At 54.3% G+C, this 18,845-nt stretch carries 16 protein-coding genes; 3 read left to right on the top strand and 13 right to left on the bottom strand.

Going from position 1 to position 18,845, the window contains the following annotated elements:
• Position 1 precedes the first annotated feature (1 nt).
• Positions 2 to 379, bottom strand: coding sequence for a sensory rhodopsin transducer (locus O9H85_RS05900; protein WP_269880354.1), 378 nt, complete (start codon positions 377 to 379; stop codon positions 2 to 4).
• 35 nt (positions 380 to 414) lie between these two features.
• Positions 415 to 2,484, bottom strand: a complete 2,070-nt coding sequence (locus O9H85_RS05895; protein ID WP_269880353.1) for a bifunctional aldolase/short-chain dehydrogenase — start codon at positions 2,482 to 2,484, stop codon at positions 415 to 417.
• A gap of 161 nt (positions 2,485 to 2,645) precedes the next feature.
• Between O9H85_RS05895 and O9H85_RS05890 the strand changes: the two genes are divergently transcribed.
• Complete coding sequence (locus tag O9H85_RS05890) at positions 2,646 to 3,518, top strand: AraC family transcriptional regulator (protein WP_269880352.1); 873 nt, start codon at positions 2,646 to 2,648, stop codon at positions 3,516 to 3,518.
• A gap of 345 nt (positions 3,519 to 3,863) precedes the next feature.
• Here the strand turns inward: O9H85_RS05890 and O9H85_RS05885 are convergent, their stop codons facing one another.
• From O9H85_RS05885 to O9H85_RS05855, 7 genes are all read right to left on the bottom strand, one after another.
• Positions 3,864 to 4,712: an amidohydrolase family protein gene (locus O9H85_RS05885; RefSeq protein WP_333474168.1), complete on the bottom strand. Its 849-nt coding sequence runs from the start codon at positions 4,710 to 4,712 to the stop codon at positions 3,864 to 3,866.
• Positions 4,713 to 4,740: 28 nt separating this feature from the next.
• Positions 4,741 to 4,935: a hypothetical protein gene (locus O9H85_RS05880; protein ID WP_269880351.1), complete on the bottom strand. Its 195-nt coding sequence runs from the start codon at positions 4,933 to 4,935 to the stop codon at positions 4,741 to 4,743.
• A 25-nt stretch (positions 4,936 to 4,960) separates the two neighbouring features.
• A complete protein-coding gene (locus O9H85_RS05875) occupies positions 4,961 to 6,283 on the bottom strand; it encodes a cytochrome P450 (RefSeq protein ID WP_269880350.1) in 1,323 nt (440 codons plus the stop codon).
• A 146-nt stretch (positions 6,284 to 6,429) separates the two neighbouring features.
• A complete protein-coding gene (locus O9H85_RS05870; RefSeq protein WP_269880349.1) occupies positions 6,430 to 7,257 on the bottom strand; it encodes a sugar phosphate isomerase/epimerase family protein in 828 nt (275 codons plus the stop codon).
• 19 nt (positions 7,258 to 7,276) lie between these two features.
• On the bottom strand, positions 7,277 to 8,440 hold the full coding sequence (locus O9H85_RS05865) for a dihydrodipicolinate synthase family protein (protein WP_269880348.1): 1,164 nt from the start codon (positions 8,438 to 8,440) through the stop codon (positions 7,277 to 7,279).
• An 11-nt stretch (positions 8,441 to 8,451) separates the two neighbouring features.
• The gene (locus tag O9H85_RS05860) at positions 8,452 to 9,603 is read right to left on the bottom strand and encodes a Gfo/Idh/MocA family protein (RefSeq protein WP_269880347.1); all 1,152 of its coding nucleotides are present in this window, start codon (positions 9,601 to 9,603) and stop codon (positions 8,452 to 8,454) included.
• 102 nt (positions 9,604 to 9,705) lie between these two features.
• Positions 9,706 to 10,509 (bottom strand): helix-turn-helix transcriptional regulator, encoded by an 804-nt coding sequence (locus O9H85_RS05855; RefSeq protein ID WP_269880346.1) that lies wholly within the window; start codon positions 10,507 to 10,509, stop codon positions 9,706 to 9,708.
• 243 nt (positions 10,510 to 10,752) lie between these two features.
• Here O9H85_RS05855 and O9H85_RS05850 point away from each other — a divergent pair, with 243 nt between their 5' ends.
• Together O9H85_RS05850 and O9H85_RS05845 are read left to right on the top strand one after the other, a co-directional pair.
• On the top strand, positions 10,753 to 11,331 hold the full coding sequence (locus O9H85_RS05850) for a spore coat protein (RefSeq protein WP_269880345.1): 579 nt from the start codon (positions 10,753 to 10,755) through the stop codon (positions 11,329 to 11,331).
• A 211-nt stretch (positions 11,332 to 11,542) separates the two neighbouring features.
• Positions 11,543 to 13,153: an ATP-binding protein gene (locus O9H85_RS05845; protein ID WP_269880344.1), complete on the top strand. Its 1,611-nt coding sequence runs from the start codon at positions 11,543 to 11,545 to the stop codon at positions 13,151 to 13,153.
• A 179-nt stretch (positions 13,154 to 13,332) separates the two neighbouring features.
• On the opposite strand, the gene O9H85_RS05840 is transcribed toward O9H85_RS05845, so the two are convergent.
• The 4 genes from O9H85_RS05840 to O9H85_RS05825 form a co-directional block, all read right to left on the bottom strand.
• The gene (locus O9H85_RS05840; RefSeq protein ID WP_269880343.1) at positions 13,333 to 13,725 is read right to left on the bottom strand and encodes a carboxymuconolactone decarboxylase family protein; all 393 of its coding nucleotides are present in this window, start codon (positions 13,723 to 13,725) and stop codon (positions 13,333 to 13,335) included.
• A gap of 29 nt (positions 13,726 to 13,754) precedes the next feature.
• On the bottom strand, positions 13,755 to 15,401 hold the full coding sequence (locus tag O9H85_RS05835) for a thiamine pyrophosphate-binding protein (protein ID WP_269880342.1): 1,647 nt from the start codon (positions 15,399 to 15,401) through the stop codon (positions 13,755 to 13,757).
• Positions 15,401 to 17,698 (bottom strand): EAL domain-containing protein, encoded by a 2,298-nt coding sequence (locus O9H85_RS05830; RefSeq protein ID WP_269880533.1) that lies wholly within the window; start codon positions 17,696 to 17,698, stop codon positions 15,401 to 15,403. Before O9H85_RS05830 ends, O9H85_RS05835 begins: the two co-directional genes overlap by 1 nt.
• A 187-nt stretch (positions 17,699 to 17,885) precedes the next feature.
• Positions 17,886 to 18,842 carry a GNAT family N-acetyltransferase gene (locus O9H85_RS05825; RefSeq protein WP_269880341.1) on the bottom strand — a complete coding sequence of 319 codons (957 nt, stop codon included), beginning with the start codon at positions 18,840 to 18,842 and terminating at the stop codon, positions 17,886 to 17,888.
• Positions 18,843 to 18,845: the final 3 nt, after the last annotated feature.

The following is an 18,845-nucleotide window of genomic DNA, read 5'->3' as shown; positions in this document are numbered from 1 at the left end:
ATCAGGAAGGAAAAGCGATAACGGACATCAGCGCATTCGCGGGCTGGGTCGCATCCAAACGGCTGTACTGCACGATAATCGGCAGACTGGCCTCTACCTCCATGGCGTAAGGAACCCCCTTCGGAATGGATTCGCCGTCCTTCTGCAGTCCGGCGGTGCGGATATGCTTCGTACGCCGTCCTTCAACCACAACCTCGATCCGTTCGATCGGCGGACGATCCTCGAAGAAGACGGTGATCGCCACCGTTACGTCTTCCTTGTTGCAATTCAGAACGCATACGGATTCATGGCTTTCCAGGCTGCCGGAGCTTTCCGGCGGAATGTACCCGTCCGGGATAAACCATAACGAATGCCCTTTGGGCGCTGCTTCGCGGTTCATGCGGTTCGCGTCCTTTCCTTATATTTATTGGAGCGTTATCGCATAAATGCTGCCGGCACGCCGCCGTCGACGGTCAGCATGCAGCCCGTCGTCTTCTCCGACTTGGAGGAAGCGAAGAACGCGATGGCGTCGGCGATATCCTGCGGATAAATGTTCACGAGCAGCGTTGTCCGCTTCCGGTAATATTCCTCGAGCTGGTCCGGCTCGATTCCGTAAGCCGCGGCCCGTTCGTTCCTCCAGCTGGAGTTCCAGATGGCGGAGCCTTGCAGAATCGCATCCGGCAGCACTGTATTGACGCGAATGCCGAACTCGCCGCCTTCCGCCGCGATGCAGCGGGCTAAGTGCACTTCCGCCGCTTTGGCCGTGCTGTAGGCGGAGGCGTTTTTCCCCGCGTAGACGGAGTTTTTGGAGCCCACGAACACCATGTTACCACCGATCGCCTGTTTTTTCATGATCTTGAACGCTTCTCTCGCCACGAGGAAATAACCGGTGCCGAGCACGTTCATGTTCAGGTTCCATTCTTTCAGCGACGTCTCGTCGAAGGGGCTGGATGTCGCAAGTCCGGCATTGTTCACTACGATATCGACGCCGCCGTATGCCAGCACCGTTTCGCGGAAGGCCGCCACCACTTCCTCTTCCTTCGTTACGTCAATTTTCACGGCAAGCACGCGTCCTGCGCCGTACTGGGCATTCTGCTCCTCCGCAAGCTTCTGCGCTCCCTCGATATTCAGATCGGCGATCACCACGTGCCCGCCGTCCTTCAGGAACTGCTTGACCGTAGCGCTTCCGATGCCGCCGGCGCCCCCGGTAACGAAGGCCACCTTACGGGAAAATTCCGCTTCGGCCGGAGCGAGCGTCAGCTTGTAGAGCTCGAGCGGCCAATATTCCACGTTGTACGACTCATTTTCGCTAAGCGAAACGAACTTGCCGAGCGAAGTGGCGCCGCGCATGACGGAAATCGCCCGATGGTACAGCTGCCCGCTGACGTCCGCCATCGCCCAGCTCTTACCGGTATTCAGCATGCCGATGCCCGGAATGAGGATGACGCGCGGCGCGGCTTCGAACATGCGGTCGCCGTCGTTTTTGTTGCGTTCGAAGTAAGCTTTATATTCTTCCTTATAAGCCGCTATGCCTTCCTTCAAGGCCTGCAGCAGAGCTTCTGCGTCTTGTCCGGCCGGGTCCCATGCGATAAAAAGCGGCTTCATCTTCGTATGCACCAGATGGTCCGGACAAGCGGCGCCCACCTGGGACAGCGCGGCGGCATCCTTGCTGTTGACGAACTGCAGCACGTCGGCTCCGTCATCGTAGGTGACGATCATCTTCTTGCCTTCGCTGACCGCGCCGCGAACGACCGGAAGCACCTGCGCCAGAATGCTGCGGCGGTCTTCCTCCGCCAGCGTCTCGTGCTTCGCTCCTCCGAACAGCGACGCTTCCTGCACCCGTGATTCGATGAAGCGCTCGGCTTCCCCGATGATCGCGAGCGTCTTCAGGTAGCAGTCATGGGAGTTATCGGCCCAGGTGACTAGACCATGTTTCTCCATCAGCACCAGCTCGGCTTTGGGGTTGTTCTTCACGCCTTCGGCGATCATCTTGGACAGCGTGAAGCCGGGACGCACATACGGAACCCAGACAAAACGGTCGCCGTAAATCTCCTTCGCCAGCTCTTTGCCGTTGTCTGCGCAGCAGAGCGAAATAATCGCATCCGGATGCGTATGATCGACATGCTTGAACGGCAGGAACGCATGCAGCAGCGTCTCGATCGAAGCCCGCGGATGCTTGCTTTCGATCATGCAGTTGGCAAGATAAGCGACCATGTCTTCATCGGTCATCGACTCGCGGTCAATCAAGGGACGGATGTCTTCCATCCGAAGGCCTGTGAAATTGCCCGCTTTCATCGTCGCAAGATCCGAGCCGCTGCCTTTCACCCACATAACCTCCACCGGACGGCCGCGGAAGTCGGTCTCGATCGTCTTCATCGACGTATTCCCGCCTCCCCAGTTCGCAACCGAGCGATCGGTTCCGAGAAGATTGGAGCGGTATACGAGCTCTCCTAATCCGTTTCCTGCCTGCGATGCCTTGTCGTCATTCCATAAGTTAGCAACCACTTGTCTGTTTCCTCCCGTTTCCCATTGTTTTGTATGTTTTATCTTTAGATATCATAACACCAATGTCCGTATTTGTATATTTATTTTTGTTTATTTTTGTTTTTAGCCGTAAAATGGACAGTCATGCGGATCGTTTATCTTATGATCAAGGAGGTCATATGATGGATTTGCTTAAGAACATGAATGGAGTGATAAAGTATATTGAAGAAAACCTTACGGGCGATATTGATTTTAAAGAGGTCGCAAGATTGGCTTTCTGCTCCGAATATCATTTTAAAAGGATGTTTTCCTTCCTAGCAGGTATATCGCTATCGGAATACATCCGCCGCAGACGGCTTACTTTTGCAGCGTTTGAGCTAAAAGACAGCAGCGTAAAGGTCATTGACATTGCGATAAAATACGGATACAACTCGCCGGATTCTTTTGCACGAGCTTTTCAAAATTTACATGGCATAACACCGTCAGAAGCCAGAAATAGCGGCCATTCGCTTAAAGCTTATCCACAAATGACCTTCCAGCTATCAATTAAAGGAGGAAGTGAAATGAACTACCGAATTGAAGAAAAAGAGGCATTTCGCATTGTGGGTATTAAGAAAAGAGTTCCTATTATTTTCAAAGGGGTTAATCCGGAGATTGCCTCAATGTGGGAAAGCTTAGATGGTGAAACGATAAATAAACTAAAAAACCTTTCTAATGTCGAGCCTATGGGACTGCTTAATGCATCCGCGAACTTTTCGGAAGGCAGGATGGAGGAAAAAGGGGAGCTTGATCACTATATCGGCGTAGCAACAACTAATGCGTGTCCAGATAACTTAACACAGCTTGAAGTTCCTGCCTCAACATGGGCTGTATTCGAAGCCATCGGGCCATTCCCTGATACGCTGCAAAATGTATGGGGACGCATTTATTCCGAATGGTTTCCGTCCTCAAACTATGAACAAATCGAAGGTCCGGAGATCCTGTGGAATGAGAATAAAGATGTAGCTTCACCATCTTTCAAAAGTGAAATATGGATACCGATTTTGAAAAAATAATAAAATGCTCAAGATGATTAAGAATCCGTGTAACTGCTTCGGCAGCTCTATTTCCATACGATTTTCCGATTACCAGAAAAAAAGAAGGTCGCCCTTAAAGCAGCCTTCAGATTGTTGAGAAACCCGGATATGCAGAAGATGCAAGGGTATAAGGTGGGGTATCCCCCGTAGGAGCGATAGCGTCCGCCTTTGTTATCGGAAAATGACCGCTGCATAGCAGAATAAATTGAAAATTTTCCGATAACAACAACGGCCGAAGGGGGGTACCCCACCGGAGTACCAAGGCAGATCTCTATTTAAGTGTTTCTTTACAGCCTGAAGGCTGCCCTTAAGGCAGCCTTAGCTTCACAGCAAATGCTCCAGCTTATAAAAGCGCGCCGCGTTCAAGCCAAAGATATTGGCCCGCACAGCGGGATCGGAGACCTCGGGCAGCGTCTCCTCCACGATCCGTACCACTTCGTCGTAGCCGGCGGCGAGCAGGCAAACAGGCCAGTCGCTGCCGAACATGATCCGCTCCGTTCCAAAAACGCTCGCGATGTGCCGCACATACCGGGCGAAGACGTCAGGCTCCAGCCGCTGCGGGTCCGCTTCCGTCACCATGCCGGACAGCTTGCAATAAATATTGCCTTGCGATGCGATTTCCTCCATTTGCGTACGCCACGGCTCCCACTGGTCATGCGCAATATCCGGCTTCGCGATATGATCAATAACCCCCCTTAGCCCGGGTATGGCCTTCAGCAATTCCAACGTTTCCGGCAGCTGATGGGAACGCATCAGCAGATCCACAGGCAAGTCCTCGGAGGCCAAGAACCTCAGCGCCTCCACGATGGCAGGCTGCAGCGCTTCCCGGGCATCGGGCATTTCCTGGATCATCAGGCGGATACCGACGAACGCACGGTGCTTCCGAAAGCGCTCGTAATCCTTCTTATAGCCGGGACTTTGCAGGTCGAGCCAGCCTACAACGCCCGCGATTCGATCCGTCCGTTCGCTCAGCTCCAGCATAAATTCCGTGTCGCGCACGGTCGGAGCCGCCTGGACGACGATCGACTTGTCGAAGCCGTTACGCTCCAGCTCCGGAAGCAGATCCTCCGGCAGAAAGTCCCGATAAATCGGTTTCATCTCCGGCGAGATCCAGTCGTAATCCCCGCGTTCCCTTACCCAAAAGTGCTGATGCGCATCGATCCGCATTCCCATGTCCCCTTCCCCATAATAAGCTTCTTCCTTACCCGTGATAGCTGCCGGTCGGTTCGAATAGAACCCATTCCAGAAGCATCATTTTGTCCTCCAAATGATGAATGTCCCGTTCGATCCGCTGCCGCTCCTCATCCGCTTCGGCGGCAGCCAGCCGGGCTTCCGCCGCTTGAAGCTGCTGCTTGAACTCGTTAAGCTTTCTTTGAATTTGGTTCTCGGTTCTCATGTAACGCAGCTCTCCTCATGAATGGTTATCTTGGTTCGGCTATCATGGTAAGTCCGCCGCGAATCCGCAGCGATACGAGGGGCTCCGGCCGGACCGGAGCCGCGTCCGCGCGGCGGAAGCGAAACCTCCGCCCCAGCACGCTCAGAATCAGCGCCGCTTCCATCAGAGCGAAATTCGCCCCGATGCAGCTCCGCGAGCCGCCTCCGAACGGAAAATAGGAGAACCTCGGCCATGGCCCGGCCCCTTCGCGGAATCGTTCTGGACGAAACGCCAGAGGATCCTCGAATACGTTCCCGTTGCGGTGCATGGCGTAAGGGCTGATCATAAAAAAGCTGATCTCCGGAAACCGATGTCCCAGCATCGTAACTTCCCTGTCGCTCTCCCGCAGGATCGTCCAGGCCGGGGGATAGAGCCGCAGCGTTTCTTGGATGATCTGCTGCGTGAAGCTGAGCGACCGGTAAGCGTCATAAGCGCCCTCCGGATCGGCAGCCGCCCTGTCCGCTTCTTCGTGGAACCGCGCTTCCGCTTCGGGGTGCTCCCCAAGCAAATACCAGATCCAGCAGAGCAGGTTCGCCGTCGTTTCATGACCCGCCAGCAGCATCGTCATCATCTGATCGCGGATTTCGGTTTCAGCCAGCGGCCGACCGGCCGTATCGCGCGTATCCATCAGCATTCCGAGCAGCGTCGGATGAAACCGGTCAGGGTCGCTACGGGCTTCCGAAATCACCTCGTAAACCATCGATTCGAGCGTTCGGATTGCGCCTCGATGTACCCGGTTGCCGGGGGTTGGAAAGCTCAGCGGAAGGATGACCGGCGAGAACAGTGTCCGTGCCGTACGTTCGATCGTAGCGTTCACCGCAGCGGCAAGCTCCTGTTTACGGTCTTCCAGATCGGCAGCAAACATCGTACGGGCAATAATGGTCAGCGTGAGCTGCATCATCGATTCGCTGAGCGATACCGGTTGGCCTACAGGCAGCCGCTCCGCCGCTCGTTCGGCTTCTTCTACAACGGTCCTGGCGTAGGCCTGGATCCGTTCCTTGTAGAATGCGGGCTGCAGAAGCTGCTTCTGCTTGTGATGCGTTTCGCGCTCGGTTGTGAGCAGACCGTCGCCTATCGTCCGGCGGAGCACCTGAGAAGAACGCCCTTTCACGAAGGACGATTCCTGGGCTACCAGAATTTCATAAACAAACTCGGGCGAATTGACGATATAGCTCGGCCGTTTGCGGCCGCTGCGCAAGGAGATGACATCCCCATCGTGCAGCACCTCGACCAGAAATCCGAGGGGATCCCGCTGAAACGCAAAAAAATTCCGGATCCGAGACGATTGGATATCCACGACTCGCGACAATGCAATCCCCCTCTTCCACCTTTACCGAAGGTTCGCCAATTCTTTTTTTCCATCATACCTCAACCGAAAAACCTCAGCAAACCCGAACACGGGATCCGCTGAGGAATATCGTCTAACTTATTGGACCGAATGCGGCGAATCCGGCATTAACAGTGCTGAAGGTACCTTTCTTTCATGAGCGAGAGCACTTCGTCGCCGGGACGATCCCAGATGGCCTGATTGAAAATTTCCACTTCGATCGGCCCGTCATACCCTGCGTCCTCGACGGCATGGCGTATTCGGCGGAGATCGATGACGCCGTCGCCCATCATGCCCCGGCCCATCAAGAGGTCCGGCGTCGGGACGATCCAGTCGGACACATGGAAGCCGAGAATGCGGCCGCGCGCACGTTCGATCTGGCTGTAGAGCTCCGGATCCCACCAGACGTGGAAGACGTCGACTACAACCCCTACTTGATTCGGGCTGTACTGCTCCGCAATCGCATTAGCCTGCGCCAACGTGTTAATCACTGACCGTTCGGCCGCATACATCGGATGAAGCGGCTCAATGCCGAGCCTGACGCCGCAGGACTCGGCGTAGGGCGCAAGCTTCGCAATCCCTTCCTCCACCATCCTGCGCGCGCCGGCGATATCCTTATCGGGTGCCGGTCCGCAAACCAGCACCAGCACGTCGGCTCCGAGCTCCGCCGCTTCATCTACGGCCCTGCGGTTATCGTCGATTTTGGCTCTCCGCTCCTCCACCGATGCTGCCGGAAACATGCCGCCCCGGCACAGGCTCGAGACGCGAAGTCCGGCATCCCTTACGAGCCGCCGGCTTTCGGCCAGCCCGGTTTCAGCCACCTTATGCCGCCATAAGGCGATCCAAGGAATATCGGCCCGGACGCTGCCTTCCACAGCTTCCCGCAGGCTCCAGCGGTCCGTCGTAATTTGATTCAAGCTGAGTCGATCGATGGACGTTAACGGTTTATGTTCCATAGCTTCCTCCTTGGCTAGGTTACTGTATACCGGACAAAGCCAGTACATGCTTCATGCGGCGAACCGCCAGCTCCGGGTCGGACAACAATCCGGCTTGATCCGCCAGCACGAACAAGTTCGCCAGATGCACCATGGAACGCGCGCCCTCAGCCCCGCCGATCATGCGGAAATGCGATTGATGGCCGTTCAGGTACGCCATGAAGACGATCCCCGTTTTGTAAGCGAAGGTCGGCCTCTGGAAAATGTGCCGGGACAGCGCGATCGTCGGCTCCAGCAGCGCCACATAGCGCTCCATGTCGCCTTCGTCCATCGCCGCAATCGCCGCCGCCGCCGCGGGGGCAATCGCGTCGAAGATGCCAAGCAGCGCATGGCTGTAGCCTTGCTCGTCTCCCCGGATCAGCTCCGGATAATTGAAATCGTCGCCGGTATACATCTTCACTCCCTCGGGCAGCAGCCGGCGCATGCGGATTTCCTTCTCGGCGTCGAGCAGCGAAATCTTGATGCCGTCCACTTTGTCCGCGTGCTCGCGGATCACCCGCAGACAAACCTCCATCGCCCGGTCGAGGTCCTTCTCTCCCCAATACCCGGCCAGCGCAGGATCGAACATATCCCCGAGCCAGTGCAGGATGACCGGCTGGGAAACTTGGCTTAGGATACGGCCGTATACCCGTTCATAGTCTTCCGGGCTCTTCGCGCAGGCGGCAAGCGCACGGCTGGCCATCAGGATGACTTGGCCTCCGAGCCCTTCAACAAACGATACCTGCTCTTCATAGGCGGCCTCCACCGCCTCCAGCGTCACCTGCGCGCTTGGGGCCAGATGGTCCGTCCCTGCTCCGCAGGCGATCCGGCCGCCGGCCGCGCGGGCTTCGGCGACCGATCGGCGGATGAGCTCCTGCGCCCCGGTCCAATTCAGCCCCATCCCCCGTTGGGCGGTATCCATCGCCTCCGCCACGGATAATCCCAAGGACCAGAGATGACGGCGGTAAGCCATCGTCGCATCCCAGTCGATCTGCGCATTGCTCAGCGGATCCGTATCGGCGAACGGATCGCAGACGACGTGCGCGGCCGAGAAGGCAATACGGCTCGTCAGCGGCCGGGCGGGCGGAAGAATCGGCGCCGCGTGCCGCGGGGTATACACATACAGCTCGCCGCCCGCACGGGGCAGCTGCAATATCGGAATCATGCTCATCCCTCCTACAGCTTCAGCTCTGGCACATCGATCCAGCGGCGCTCGCTCCAGGACTGGAGGCCGAGCTCGGCCATTTGCGTACCCTTAGCCCCTTCGAGCAAATCCCAAGGGAACGGGGAATCCGTCGCTACATGCTTCAGGAACAGCTCCCACTGTACCTTGAAGCCATTGTCAAAAATCTGGTTGTCCGGCACTTCCTGCCACTGCTCCAGGAACTTGAACGGATTCGGAATGTCCGGATTCCATACCGGCTTCGGCGTATTGACGCGGTGCTGCACCTTGCAGTCGCGGAGTCCTGCTACCGCGGTGCCTTCCGTACCGTCCACCTGAATCGTCAGCAGATCGTCCCGGTTGACGCGGACGGCCCAAGAGGAGTTCGCTTGCACGATAATGCCGCCTTCCAGCTCGAATGTCGCATAAGCCGCGTCGTCCGCCGTAGCTTCGTACGGTTTGCCTTGCTCGTCCACCCGCTCCGGAATGTGGGTGACGCCAAGGCAGGAAACCGATTTCACTTCTCCGAACAAATTGTCGAGCACATAGCGCCAGTGCGCGAACATATCGACGATGATGCCGCCGCCGTCCTCCTTGCGGTAATTCCAGGATGGGCGCTGTCCCGGCTGCCAATCGCCCTCGAACACCCAATAGCCGAATTCCATCCGCACGGAAAGAATGCGCCCGAAGAAGCCCGAATCGACAAGACGCTTCAGCTTGATGAGTCCCGGCAGGAACAATTTGTCCTGTACAACCCCGTTCTTCACTCCCGCCTCGCGTGCCAGCCTGGCCAGCTCCAGCGATTCCGCCAAGCTGTCCGCCGTCGGCTTCTCGCAATAAATATGCTTGCCAGCTGCAATCGCTTTCTTAATACTTGCTGCGCGATGCGCCGTCGTCTGTGAATCGAAGTAAATCGTATCGGAATCGTTCGCAAGACAAGCATCAAGGTCCGTGCTCCAGCGGGAGATGCCGTGCTTTTCGGCGAGCGCCCGCACCTTATGCTCCTGGCGGCCCACCAGAATCGGATCGGGCATCAGGATATCCCCGCTTGGCAGCGTCACGCCGCCCTGCTCGCGGATCGCCTTAATCGAGCGGATCAGATGCTGATTGGTCCCCATCCGTCCTGTAACCCCGTTCATAATAATGCCTATGTTATGCGTCGTCATTGGATCGTAATTCCCCTTCCATAAGTTGAAATGCGATAAGCTTACGTTCAGTTTAGACGAGGGCACTCCCCTTGTCTTACGAAAATAAGCATTCGTTTCTCACTATTGGAAGGCATTCGCGATTTCTTGGTGCTGCTGTCGGAATTTGTTGGGAGAAAGACCGACCGTGTTCTTGAACGCCCGGTAAAACGTCGGAACCGATTCGTACCCGACCTCGAAGCAGATCGAGACGATATCTTTGTCCGATTCGACCAGAAGCTTCTTCGCCACCCGAATCCGGGCTTCCGTTAAATATTGCATCGGCGTAATGCCATACCGCTCTTTGAAAATATTGTTGGCGTGCCGCGTCCCCACCCCCAGCTTGAATGCCAAATCATCGGCCGTCAGCGGCTCGTAATAGCGCAAATCGATGTAGCTGTGGATGCGTTCCGCCCGAAGCGCATTGGCATCCGCCGCTTGCGTCGCCCCGCGGGCCCGGGCCAGCAGGAGCAGCAGCTCCTGCACATACAGCTTCATCTGCAGCCCGCTGAGCGGATCCTTCTGGCTCTGCTCGTACAGCAGCTTGCGAAGAAGGAGCCTCAGCTCGTTGGCGCTGAAGGCGTTCAGCCGGAGCAACTCCGATTCCGCGAAGAGCGGACGCGGCGTCTCAGAACAGGCCGGCTCGTAAGGCATGCCGTCGTCAAAGGCAAGTACCAGCACCGTAAGCTGCGCATCCGACGACACCGCATGCTCCGTATAAGGCTGTATCAGCACGGCGTGATCCTGTCCCAGCGGGTGACTCCGTCCATTCAAGAGCAGGCTGCCTGTACCCTCGATCACATAAAGAAACTGGAAATTAGGATGATGGTGGATCCGAAGCGCATAACTCTCCTGATGCTTGCTTTCATACAGATGGATTCCGCTCAAAGGAAAGCACGTCCTTTACGTTTGATCCCCTTCATTATACCTTGGCCCTGCATTGAATTGTACTATTCCGGTTAACAGCAAACCCTTTTTCCAGGAATATATTTCAAAGAAGATCCCTTCGTCTCCTGTTGACCTGTATGAAGAACAATCCCCTGCGCATTAATAAAAGCTTCCGCATTTGGTTAAAGTAACCATGGCGTCATTGCCCAAACCACTTTAACTGTCAAAGGAGCTGTTGTTCCCATGCCGTTCGGCGCACACGAAACCTTGGAAGCTCATGAAATTTTGAATGAAAAGATCAATCTGATCAATCACTTCTCGCTCTATACCCAAATGGTCCAAAACGGCCAAATCCGCAGCATGATCGACAGGCATTTGCAAACCGCCGTCGCATCTTACAATCAGCTGGTCGGCTATACGCACGATTACAGCGCTGCCCGTCCGATGCAGACTTCCGGACCGGGTATCCTTTCCGGCACTCAGCCGCAGCAAATCCAATATGGACTTCGGCAGCCGCAGCCTGTGGCTCCCGTCCTCCAGGGTACGCTAAACGATAATCAGGTGCTCTGCGCCATGCTGTCCTGCCACAAGAGCTCGGCCAAATTGCACATGCAAGCGGCACTGGAGTGTGCGGACCCGAACGTCAGACAAATGCTGCAGCAGGGAGCGAACCTGTGTGCCGAACAAGCTTACGAGGTGTTCATGCTCATGAACCAACTAGGACAGTATCAGGTGCCTACTATGAATGACCACACGGCGAAGACGTTCCTTCATACGTATCAGCCGATGCAGCAGCAGGGCGCAGCCCCCTTCGCCCAATAGCAGCCGACCGAGCATCCAAGTGCAGCCCGCCTGCTCTTGGATGCTTTCATTTTACAGGACGGCTTCCCCCAGACACCGATGAAAATTTTTTTTATTTTCTTTGAAATTTTTTTTGACTTCGACATATTGAGACATCATTTTTAGCAATGTTCCTTTATGATTATTTGTAATCCATATTATGGAATTCCGCGGATTGGGAGTCAACTAAATCATGGTTAGCAATGTGATATTTCAAATTGATGAATCGAAAGAGCGTTGTAAATGTTCAGGACTTGACCCTGATGCCATCCCCAAACCTACCCAAAGATTGTCCGATCGCGAATTGTACATAAGAAAGATGAAGTATGACGAGCTGCTGTCCGTCATGAGCTTGTTCGCAGGCCGCATCATGCATCTCCTGAGCCATACCCCGCTTCTTCTGGTGCTGACCGATGAAGAAGGCTTCGTTCTGGAAATGTACGGAGATCAATTAATTAAAAAAACGATTATGGATCTGGGCATCATCAAAGGCATTCAATACAGTGAAGACGCGATGGGAACGAATTCCGTGTACCTGGCTTCCAAATTGAATAAACCCGTAGCCCTGCTCGGGCCGGATCATTTCCACAAAGCGCTGCACAATTCCGCCTGCTACAGCGTACCTTTTTATTTCGAGACTGCCCTTCCGCTTTCCGGTACCATATCGCTCATGACCAGCCTGGAGCAGAATAACCCCGTTTATCTGACTCTGTTAAGCAACATCGTCGACTCCATTGAACGGGAATTGCTGCTTCGAAGAAACAACCGGCAGTTGGATCTCCTCAACCGCATCTTGATCGATAGCATGAGGCACGGCATTATTATTACGGACAATTACGGACGTATTACCGAATGCAACAATTTTATCGAACAAGCTACCCAGCACAGCAAGTCGGAGCTGATCGGCAGTTCCGTATTTGATATTGAGCCGTTCGGCCGCAAAATGTATGAGGTGCTGGAGCAAGGGAAATCATTCGAGAATCTCGAAATGACCTTCGGCAATCCGCTGAACGGAGGACTCGTCTGCCAGTTCGACAGCTCCGTGATCTATGATAATCAACTGCGGGTCAAAGGCATGTACGCTCAATTCCGCGATATTACGGAGAAGCATATTCTTGAGAAGCAGGTTATCGCTTCGGAGAAATTTTCCGCCATCGGGAAGATGGCCGCCGGCCTCGCGCACGAGATTCGGAATCCGCTTACTTCCATCATCGGTTTTATTAAGATGATCAAGGCCGGCACGATCCCGCAGGAGAAAGAACAACTGTATATCGAAATGGTGTACAATGAGCTGCTGGGGCTGAATGAATTGATTTCGCAATTCGTGATTATGGCCAAGCCCAGCGTACCAGACCGCAAGCAGGTCGACATCCACAAATTGGTGCAAGAAACCGTGAAATTTATGGAAAGTCAATTCATTATGAAGAATGTGAATGTCGGGATCAGCGTTTCTCCGCAGCTGAACAAACAGCTGATTGTAGATGCGGATCCGATTCAGATTAAGCAAGTGCTGATCAATATTTTGCAGAATGCCTTGGAGGCGGTCGAAGAACGGGGCATCATTCAGTTGTTCATCGAAAAAGACCATAAGAACATACGGATCAAGATCCAGGATAACGGCATCGGTTTAAGCGATCATGAATTGAAGCAAATTCTGAATCCGTTCTTCACTACCAAGGAGAACGGGCTCGGTCTGGGGTTATCGGTCAGCTACCGCATCATCGAAAACCACGGAGGCACGATCGACATCAGCTCGATCAAGCATGTAGGATCCACGATGACGATCGTACTTCCTTTGCCTTAGGGCTGCAGCAATCGAATCGTCCAGGATAAACGGCTGCGCCATCCTTGTCTTACAAGGACCAGCGCTTTTAGCAAGGTTGATGCGAAGCTATAAGTTGCGAAAAACTTATAATTTCTTATCAACTAAAAAAAGCCTCGAGGTTTCGCTTAGAAGCGAAGCCGCGAGGCTTTTTGCCATTCTCACACCGGTTGATGGACCGAGATATTCCGCTCCTGATAGATGCGCATCACGACACCCATTGCACTGATCGCCTTGGGAAAACCGACGTAAGCCGAGCAGTGCATGACAAGCTCAACGATCTCTACGGGGGACACCCCTACGTTCAGCGCGGCGTGGATATGAAAGTCCAGCTGATCGATAGCGCCCTGCGTAATGAGCGAGGACAAGGTAATCAGCTCCCGCTGCTTCTCGTCCAATCCCTGCCGAGAATAAATGTCGGCGAAGCCGTTCGCCACGATCATATCGGCAAAATCAGGATAAAAATTGCGGATCGCCTCCAGCGGCGGAAACGAATCCAGCCCCGTCAGCTTCGTCAACACTTGGGTTCCCTTTTGTACTCGATTATCGCTCATCTCTTGTCCCTGCCTTTATTTATGTAGGTTTACGATTCTAAGGTTAACAGACGGCTGAGGATCGGCGGAATCTCCAGAGGATCGACCATGATCTCCAGCACGGTCGCGCGGTCGCTTGTCAAAGCGGCCTGAGCCGCATCTTGAATTTCCTTGACGTTCGTGCAGCGATAAGCAAGTGCCCCCATCGATTCAGCGAATCGGCTTACATCCAGCGGAGCTTGGTAAATAGCACCGACGCTTCGCCCCGTATTATAGGACATGCCCTTATCCACCATATCGAGCCGACCGTTATTGAGCACTACAAAAATCACCGGAAGTCCGTGATTCACAGCTGTGGAAATTTCCGTTCCATGCATCATGACACATCCGTCGCCCGTTAAGCAGACGATCGTACGCTCCGGATCGCCAGCCTTTGCGCCGACGGCATAGCCGATGGCATGTCCCATCGCACCGAAAACATCATCGAAGTGGAAAGTACCCGGTTCCATAATCTCGAAATGCTGAATCGCGTAGAACGTGTGGCTGCCGTCATCCCCGAACAGGACCGCGTCAGCGGGCAATGCCGTGCGGAGCGCTTTAACCGCATCGACTGCCGATAACTCGCCATGTTGCGTTGGCGTCTCTTCTTCAAGCACTTCGGCGGCCGCAGCCGCTTCAAATCCGCTGTGCGAATATTCCGGCAGCAGCTGAAGCAGCCGGAACAAATTTTGTTTGGCGTCCCCGAGCACAAGGCAAGTAGGTACCGGGAGCGCCTTCCCTACGAACGTCGCCTCGTAATCGAAATGGACAACCCGTTCAGGCATCATATCCGGAGTGAATCCGGACAAGGACATGTCGCTGAGCTTCGTTCCGATAACGATCATGACGTCCACGCCCGATTTTAAATATTGATAGGCTGCCTTCGTTCCTCCCAGACCGAAGTTGCCCAAGTTCAGCGGATGGAGAGTCGGGATCACGCCTTTCCCCCCGGGGGTCAGAATGACCGGGATTTGGCAGCGCTCCGCCAGCTCTTTCAGTTCCCCATATGCTTCGGAAATGGCGACGCCCTTCCCCGCAACGATCACGGGCCTTCTGGCTTCCGAGATCACCTGGACAGCTTCCTCCAGATTCGGCGAGATGACTCTAGGCACATGAGTTGGCAGCGACAGTGTGAAAGGCTCAATGGAGGCCGTCAAAATGTCAAAGGGAACGCACAAATGTACCGGTCCACGAATGCCGGTGCACGCCTTCTCCACGGCATGCTGCAAATATCTCTCCAGCAGATCCGGCCGCTCGACCCTTGCGCTGAACAACGTTACCGGCTCGAACATCTTGACGAGATCGGTCCCGAAGGAGCTGGAATCCTGCCCCATCGCCTTGCCGGAGTCTTCAGCCGATGGCTGGCCCGTCAGGATGAGTAAAGGAAGATGATACGCCTTGGCTTGCCCTGCCGCCGTCAGCAGGTTCGTTCCGCCAGGACCGGAAGTGCCGATCGCCACGCCAAGCGTTCGTTTCATCAGCGAATAGCCGGCTGCGGCGAACCCCGCTCCCGATTCATGACGGGTCAACACAAACTCGATTCCTTCGCTGTCCACATCGAGCATCAGCGGAGAAATGGATTTGCCGGGAATGCCGAACACATGTTCAATTCCCCAACGTTTGAAGTTGGCAGCCAATACTTGCGAACATCTCATCATTATTCTATTGCCCCCATTTTGCGAATTGAGTTCGACTGAAGGTATTTCTTCTCGAACTGTTCGGCCGTTAACGGCGAACTGTAGTAATATCCTTGAATCGCGTCGCATCCTTGCTGCCTTAAAAACTCCACCTGCTCTTCCGTTTCGACGCCCTCCGCCACGACATCCAGACCCAGATGATGGGCCATGGACACGATGACACCGACGATTCTCGCATCGCTCTCCTCGGTCGTTATATCCTTGACGAAGGAACGATCGATCTTCAGCCGGTGAATCGGGAAATTCTTCAAATAATTCAGCGAGCTGTAGCCTGTCCCGAAATCATCCATGCTGATCTGTACGCCGATGCGGTTTAATTCGTTCAGAATGTATCTCGTTTTCTCCACATCGGTCGTCATCGTCTCGGTAATTTCAAGCTCCAGACATTCCGGGTCCAGCCCCGTTGCTTTCAAGACCTCTTCGATGGATTGGGTAAAATTGCTCTTGGAGAACTGCGCCGCGGACAAATTCACCGCGACCCGCATCCGGGGATAGCCCGCATCCTGCCACCGCTTATTTTGCATGCACGCTTCCTTCAGCACCCATTCGCCGATCGGGACGATAATACCCGTCTCTTCCGCAAGCGGGATGAAGTCCTTAGGCGGAATGGACCGGCCCTCCGCATCAACCCAACGTATCAGTGCCTCAACGCCAATGACGTCTCCGCTCTCAACGTGAATTTGCGGCTGGTAATGCAGCACCCATTCGTTGCGCTCAACGGCTTTTCGCAGCGCGTTTTCTTTGGCCATCCGCTCATGGGACGATTGGTCCATGGAAGGCTCGTACAGTAAATAATGATTCCTGCCCGATTCCTTCGCCTTGTACAGCGCCCGGTCGGCATGAACGAGCAGCGACTCAGAGTGCACCCCATCCTCCGGGTAATAGGCGATTCCGATACTCGCGGTAATGTGAAACTCCTGGTTGTCGATCGTGAAGCTGGGCTGGAAATTTTTCATAATCCGGTCCGCAATCTTGACCGCGTCCTGCGATTCGGAGCCGGAGGGAATCATAATAATGAACTCGTCCCCGCTCATTCGGGTCAATAGACCGTTGGGAGTCAAGCTCATTCGGAGCCGTTCGGCCACCTCCATAAGCAGGAGATCCCCATTCTTATGGCCCAGAGAATCATTCACCAGCTTGAACCGGTCCAGATCGACATAAAGAATCGAGAACGTGCTTAAATCCTGCTGCTTTGCCGTCTCAAGCCACTCGTTGATTTGTTTGTAAAAGTATCGGCGGTTCGGAAGCCCGGTCAAATCGTCGTGGTAGGCCAAGTGATTGTACTTTTCTTCCGCTTCGTACAGCTGGGTCACGTCCCTGAATTGAGCGTACGCCCCCGTAATGCGATAATGCTCATCGTAGATCGGCATGGCGTCCAGCAGGCAAACAAATTTGAAGAACGTATTCTTCCGGTCGAACATGAGCTGGATATTCTCGTATTTGCTTCCCTTCTGAATGACATCGGAAATATATTGGCCGATCGGCTTGAATTTGGTAATAATCTGAGTGCGTCTCAAGCCTTTGCCCAGCCCTGTCAATTGGGCCGCAATGTCATTGATTTCGGTGATGGTGCCATCTTTATCGGTTACAATGATGCCGCTGTGATTGGAATTCAGCATAATCTGATTAAAGAGATTCAGCCTATGGTTTTGCTTCACGAGCAGAAGCTCGCGTTCGATGGAATCGACGGCCATCTCCAGCATGTTCAAATAGAATGGATTGGCCATGTCTATTGAAGTCATAATCGAGATGCTGCCCAGCTGATAATCGTCCAGGTCTTTATAATGGAACGGTACGGCGTAGCATGCCGAGGTATGTAAATAATGGTGGAAGTGATCGTCTCCGATGAGCGCGACGGAGCTGCCGAACAGGAGACTGAGGTTAATCACGTTGGTGCCGCAGCAATCCTCCGTGAAACGAACGCCTGTCGTGATGCCCAATTGATTGACCGTCTGCTTAATTGTATCGTCTCCGTCCATTTCCAATACGGTGCCCTTTTCATCCGTAACCACGATGAGAATCGGGTTCCCCTTCAAGGAATTGAGCAGCTTCTGAACGAAAAAGCGAACTACAACCAGCACATCCTCGTACTCGTTTAATCTGCCCTTTAATTCTGCTGCGGACATCCGCTGGTCAAACACCGGCAGGATGGCAGGATCAAGCCCGTATCGAAGGGAACGAAGCTTGGACTCCGTAATATCGGAAGACTTAGAGGCGGCTTCGATGATCGCTTTCTGTTCCGAATGATCATATGGCATTCTTTCCAATGAATGATAACCCTCCTAGATCATGTTCTCTATGGGATGGACCCCCTCATCCTATTTTATTTCCACCTCGATCGTGCAAGTTCCTCCCGGATTTCCTATAAAACAAAATTATTTTACAATTTTCTACACAAGGGATCAGAACTCAACATGGCCTTTCGGCAGCATGCGCCATTAGCCATCACTTCATCCGCCACTCCATCAGCCAACAGTCTCTCCGCTCCCCTTCATGCTGCTCATGCTCCGGCAGCCGCTTTAAGATCCGGAAGCCGACCTTTTCGTAGCACGCTACCGCCCTTTCGTTCCACGTTTGAGGATCCAGCATGATGCTCGCAGCCTGGTGCCGCTCCGCCACATGCTGAAGCGCAGAGCTTAACCACATCTGCCCGATGCCTTGGTTCCAGTAAGCGGGCTCGCCGATGAATTGATCCATTCCAAAGGTGATCTCCTCCGTGGCGCGTTCGTTCAGGCCCCAACGGACTCTCGCTTCTTCATCCAACGGATAATATTGCATATACCCGATCGGCTTGTCGTTATGCTCCAGAATACAACGAAAGATGTCATCATCATCCGGATTATAGTACTCCCGGACCATGGCAGGGGTATGAGGGCGGTCTCTCCCCTCGTAATACCGGAGTACTTCCGGGTCATTCAGCCATTTCAGCAGCAGCGGCGAATCGGCCAGCGTCATCCTGCGCACGGTCAGAGGGTTGCTGCGGAATACGATTCCGCTACGGCCGAGCATCACCATATCCAGCAAGAATCTCCGGTCCTCCGGGTAAGTCAAAGCAAGCGTCTCGATGTCCTCGGCGCTTTTCCACCCAACATCATGTATCAGCCCGTCGGGATCCTGGATCGAAGGCGCCCCGCCTGTGATCTCGGCCTCATAGTAGTTGACCTTGTACAACGTTCCCCGGCTCACGCCGCTCTTCTGATGCAAGTAACTGCCGATGTTCACGGTGTAGCCCGTCTCCTCCCAGACCTCCCGTGCACAGCAAGCCTCGTAAGATTCCTCGTCGTTCGCTCCGCCGGACGGGACGGACCAACGCTTCTCCTCCCCCGGCCTGCCTTGCAGTACCATGAGCAGCTCGTTTCGGTCATTCAAACAAATCGCTGCCGCTCCGCGCCAACTGTTCATCTT

This window comes from Paenibacillus gyeongsangnamensis, from assembly GCF_027533625.1.
GTDB classification, from domain to species: Bacteria; Bacillota; Bacilli; order Paenibacillales; family NBRC-103111; genus Paenibacillus_G; species Paenibacillus_G gyeongsangnamensis.
This window is presented reverse-complemented; position numbering and strand designations above follow the sequence as displayed.

Bases quoted from the DNA above. Each gene is read 5' to 3' on its own strand.
- O9H85_RS05900 (WP_269880354.1), bottom strand. From the start codon at position 379: ATGAACCGCGAAGCAGCGCCCAAAGGGCATTCGTTATGGTTTATCCCG.
- O9H85_RS05840 (WP_269880343.1), bottom strand. From the start codon at position 13,725: ATGAGCGATAATCGAGTACAAAAGGGAACCCAAGTGTTGACGAAGCTG.
- O9H85_RS05850 (WP_269880345.1), top strand. From the start codon at position 10,753: ATGCCGTTCGGCGCACACGAAACCTTGGAAGCTCATGAAATTTTGAAT.
- O9H85_RS05890 (WP_269880352.1), top strand. From the start codon at position 2,646: ATGGATTTGCTTAAGAACATGAATGGAGTGATAAAGTATATTGAAGAA.
- O9H85_RS05830 (WP_269880533.1), bottom strand. From the start codon at position 17,698: ATGCCATATGATCATTCGGAACAGAAAGCGATCATCGAAGCCGCCTCT.
- O9H85_RS05870 (WP_269880349.1), bottom strand. From the start codon at position 7,257: ATGGAACATAAACCGTTAACGTCCATCGATCGACTCAGCTTGAATCAA.
- O9H85_RS05860 (WP_269880347.1), bottom strand. From the start codon at position 9,603: ATGACGACGCATAACATAGGCATTATTATGAACGGGGTTACAGGACGG.
- O9H85_RS05835 (WP_269880342.1), bottom strand. From the start codon at position 15,401: ATGATGAGATGTTCGCAAGTATTGGCTGCCAACTTCAAACGTTGGGGA.
- O9H85_RS05865 (WP_269880348.1), bottom strand. From the start codon at position 8,440: ATGATTCCGATATTGCAGCTGCCCCGTGCGGGCGGCGAGCTGTATGTG.
- O9H85_RS05825 (WP_269880341.1), bottom strand. From the start codon at position 18,842: ATGAACAGTTGGCGCGGAGCGGCAGCGATTTGTTTGAATGACCGAAAC.
- O9H85_RS05845 (WP_269880344.1), top strand. From the start codon at position 11,543: ATGGTTAGCAATGTGATATTTCAAATTGATGAATCGAAAGAGCGTTGT.
- O9H85_RS05880 (WP_269880351.1), bottom strand. From the start codon at position 4,935: ATGAGAACCGAGAACCAAATTCAAAGAAAGCTTAACGAGTTCAAGCAG.
- O9H85_RS05885 (WP_333474168.1), bottom strand. From the start codon at position 4,712: ATGGGAATGCGGATCGATGCGCATCAGCACTTTTGGGTAAGGGAACGC.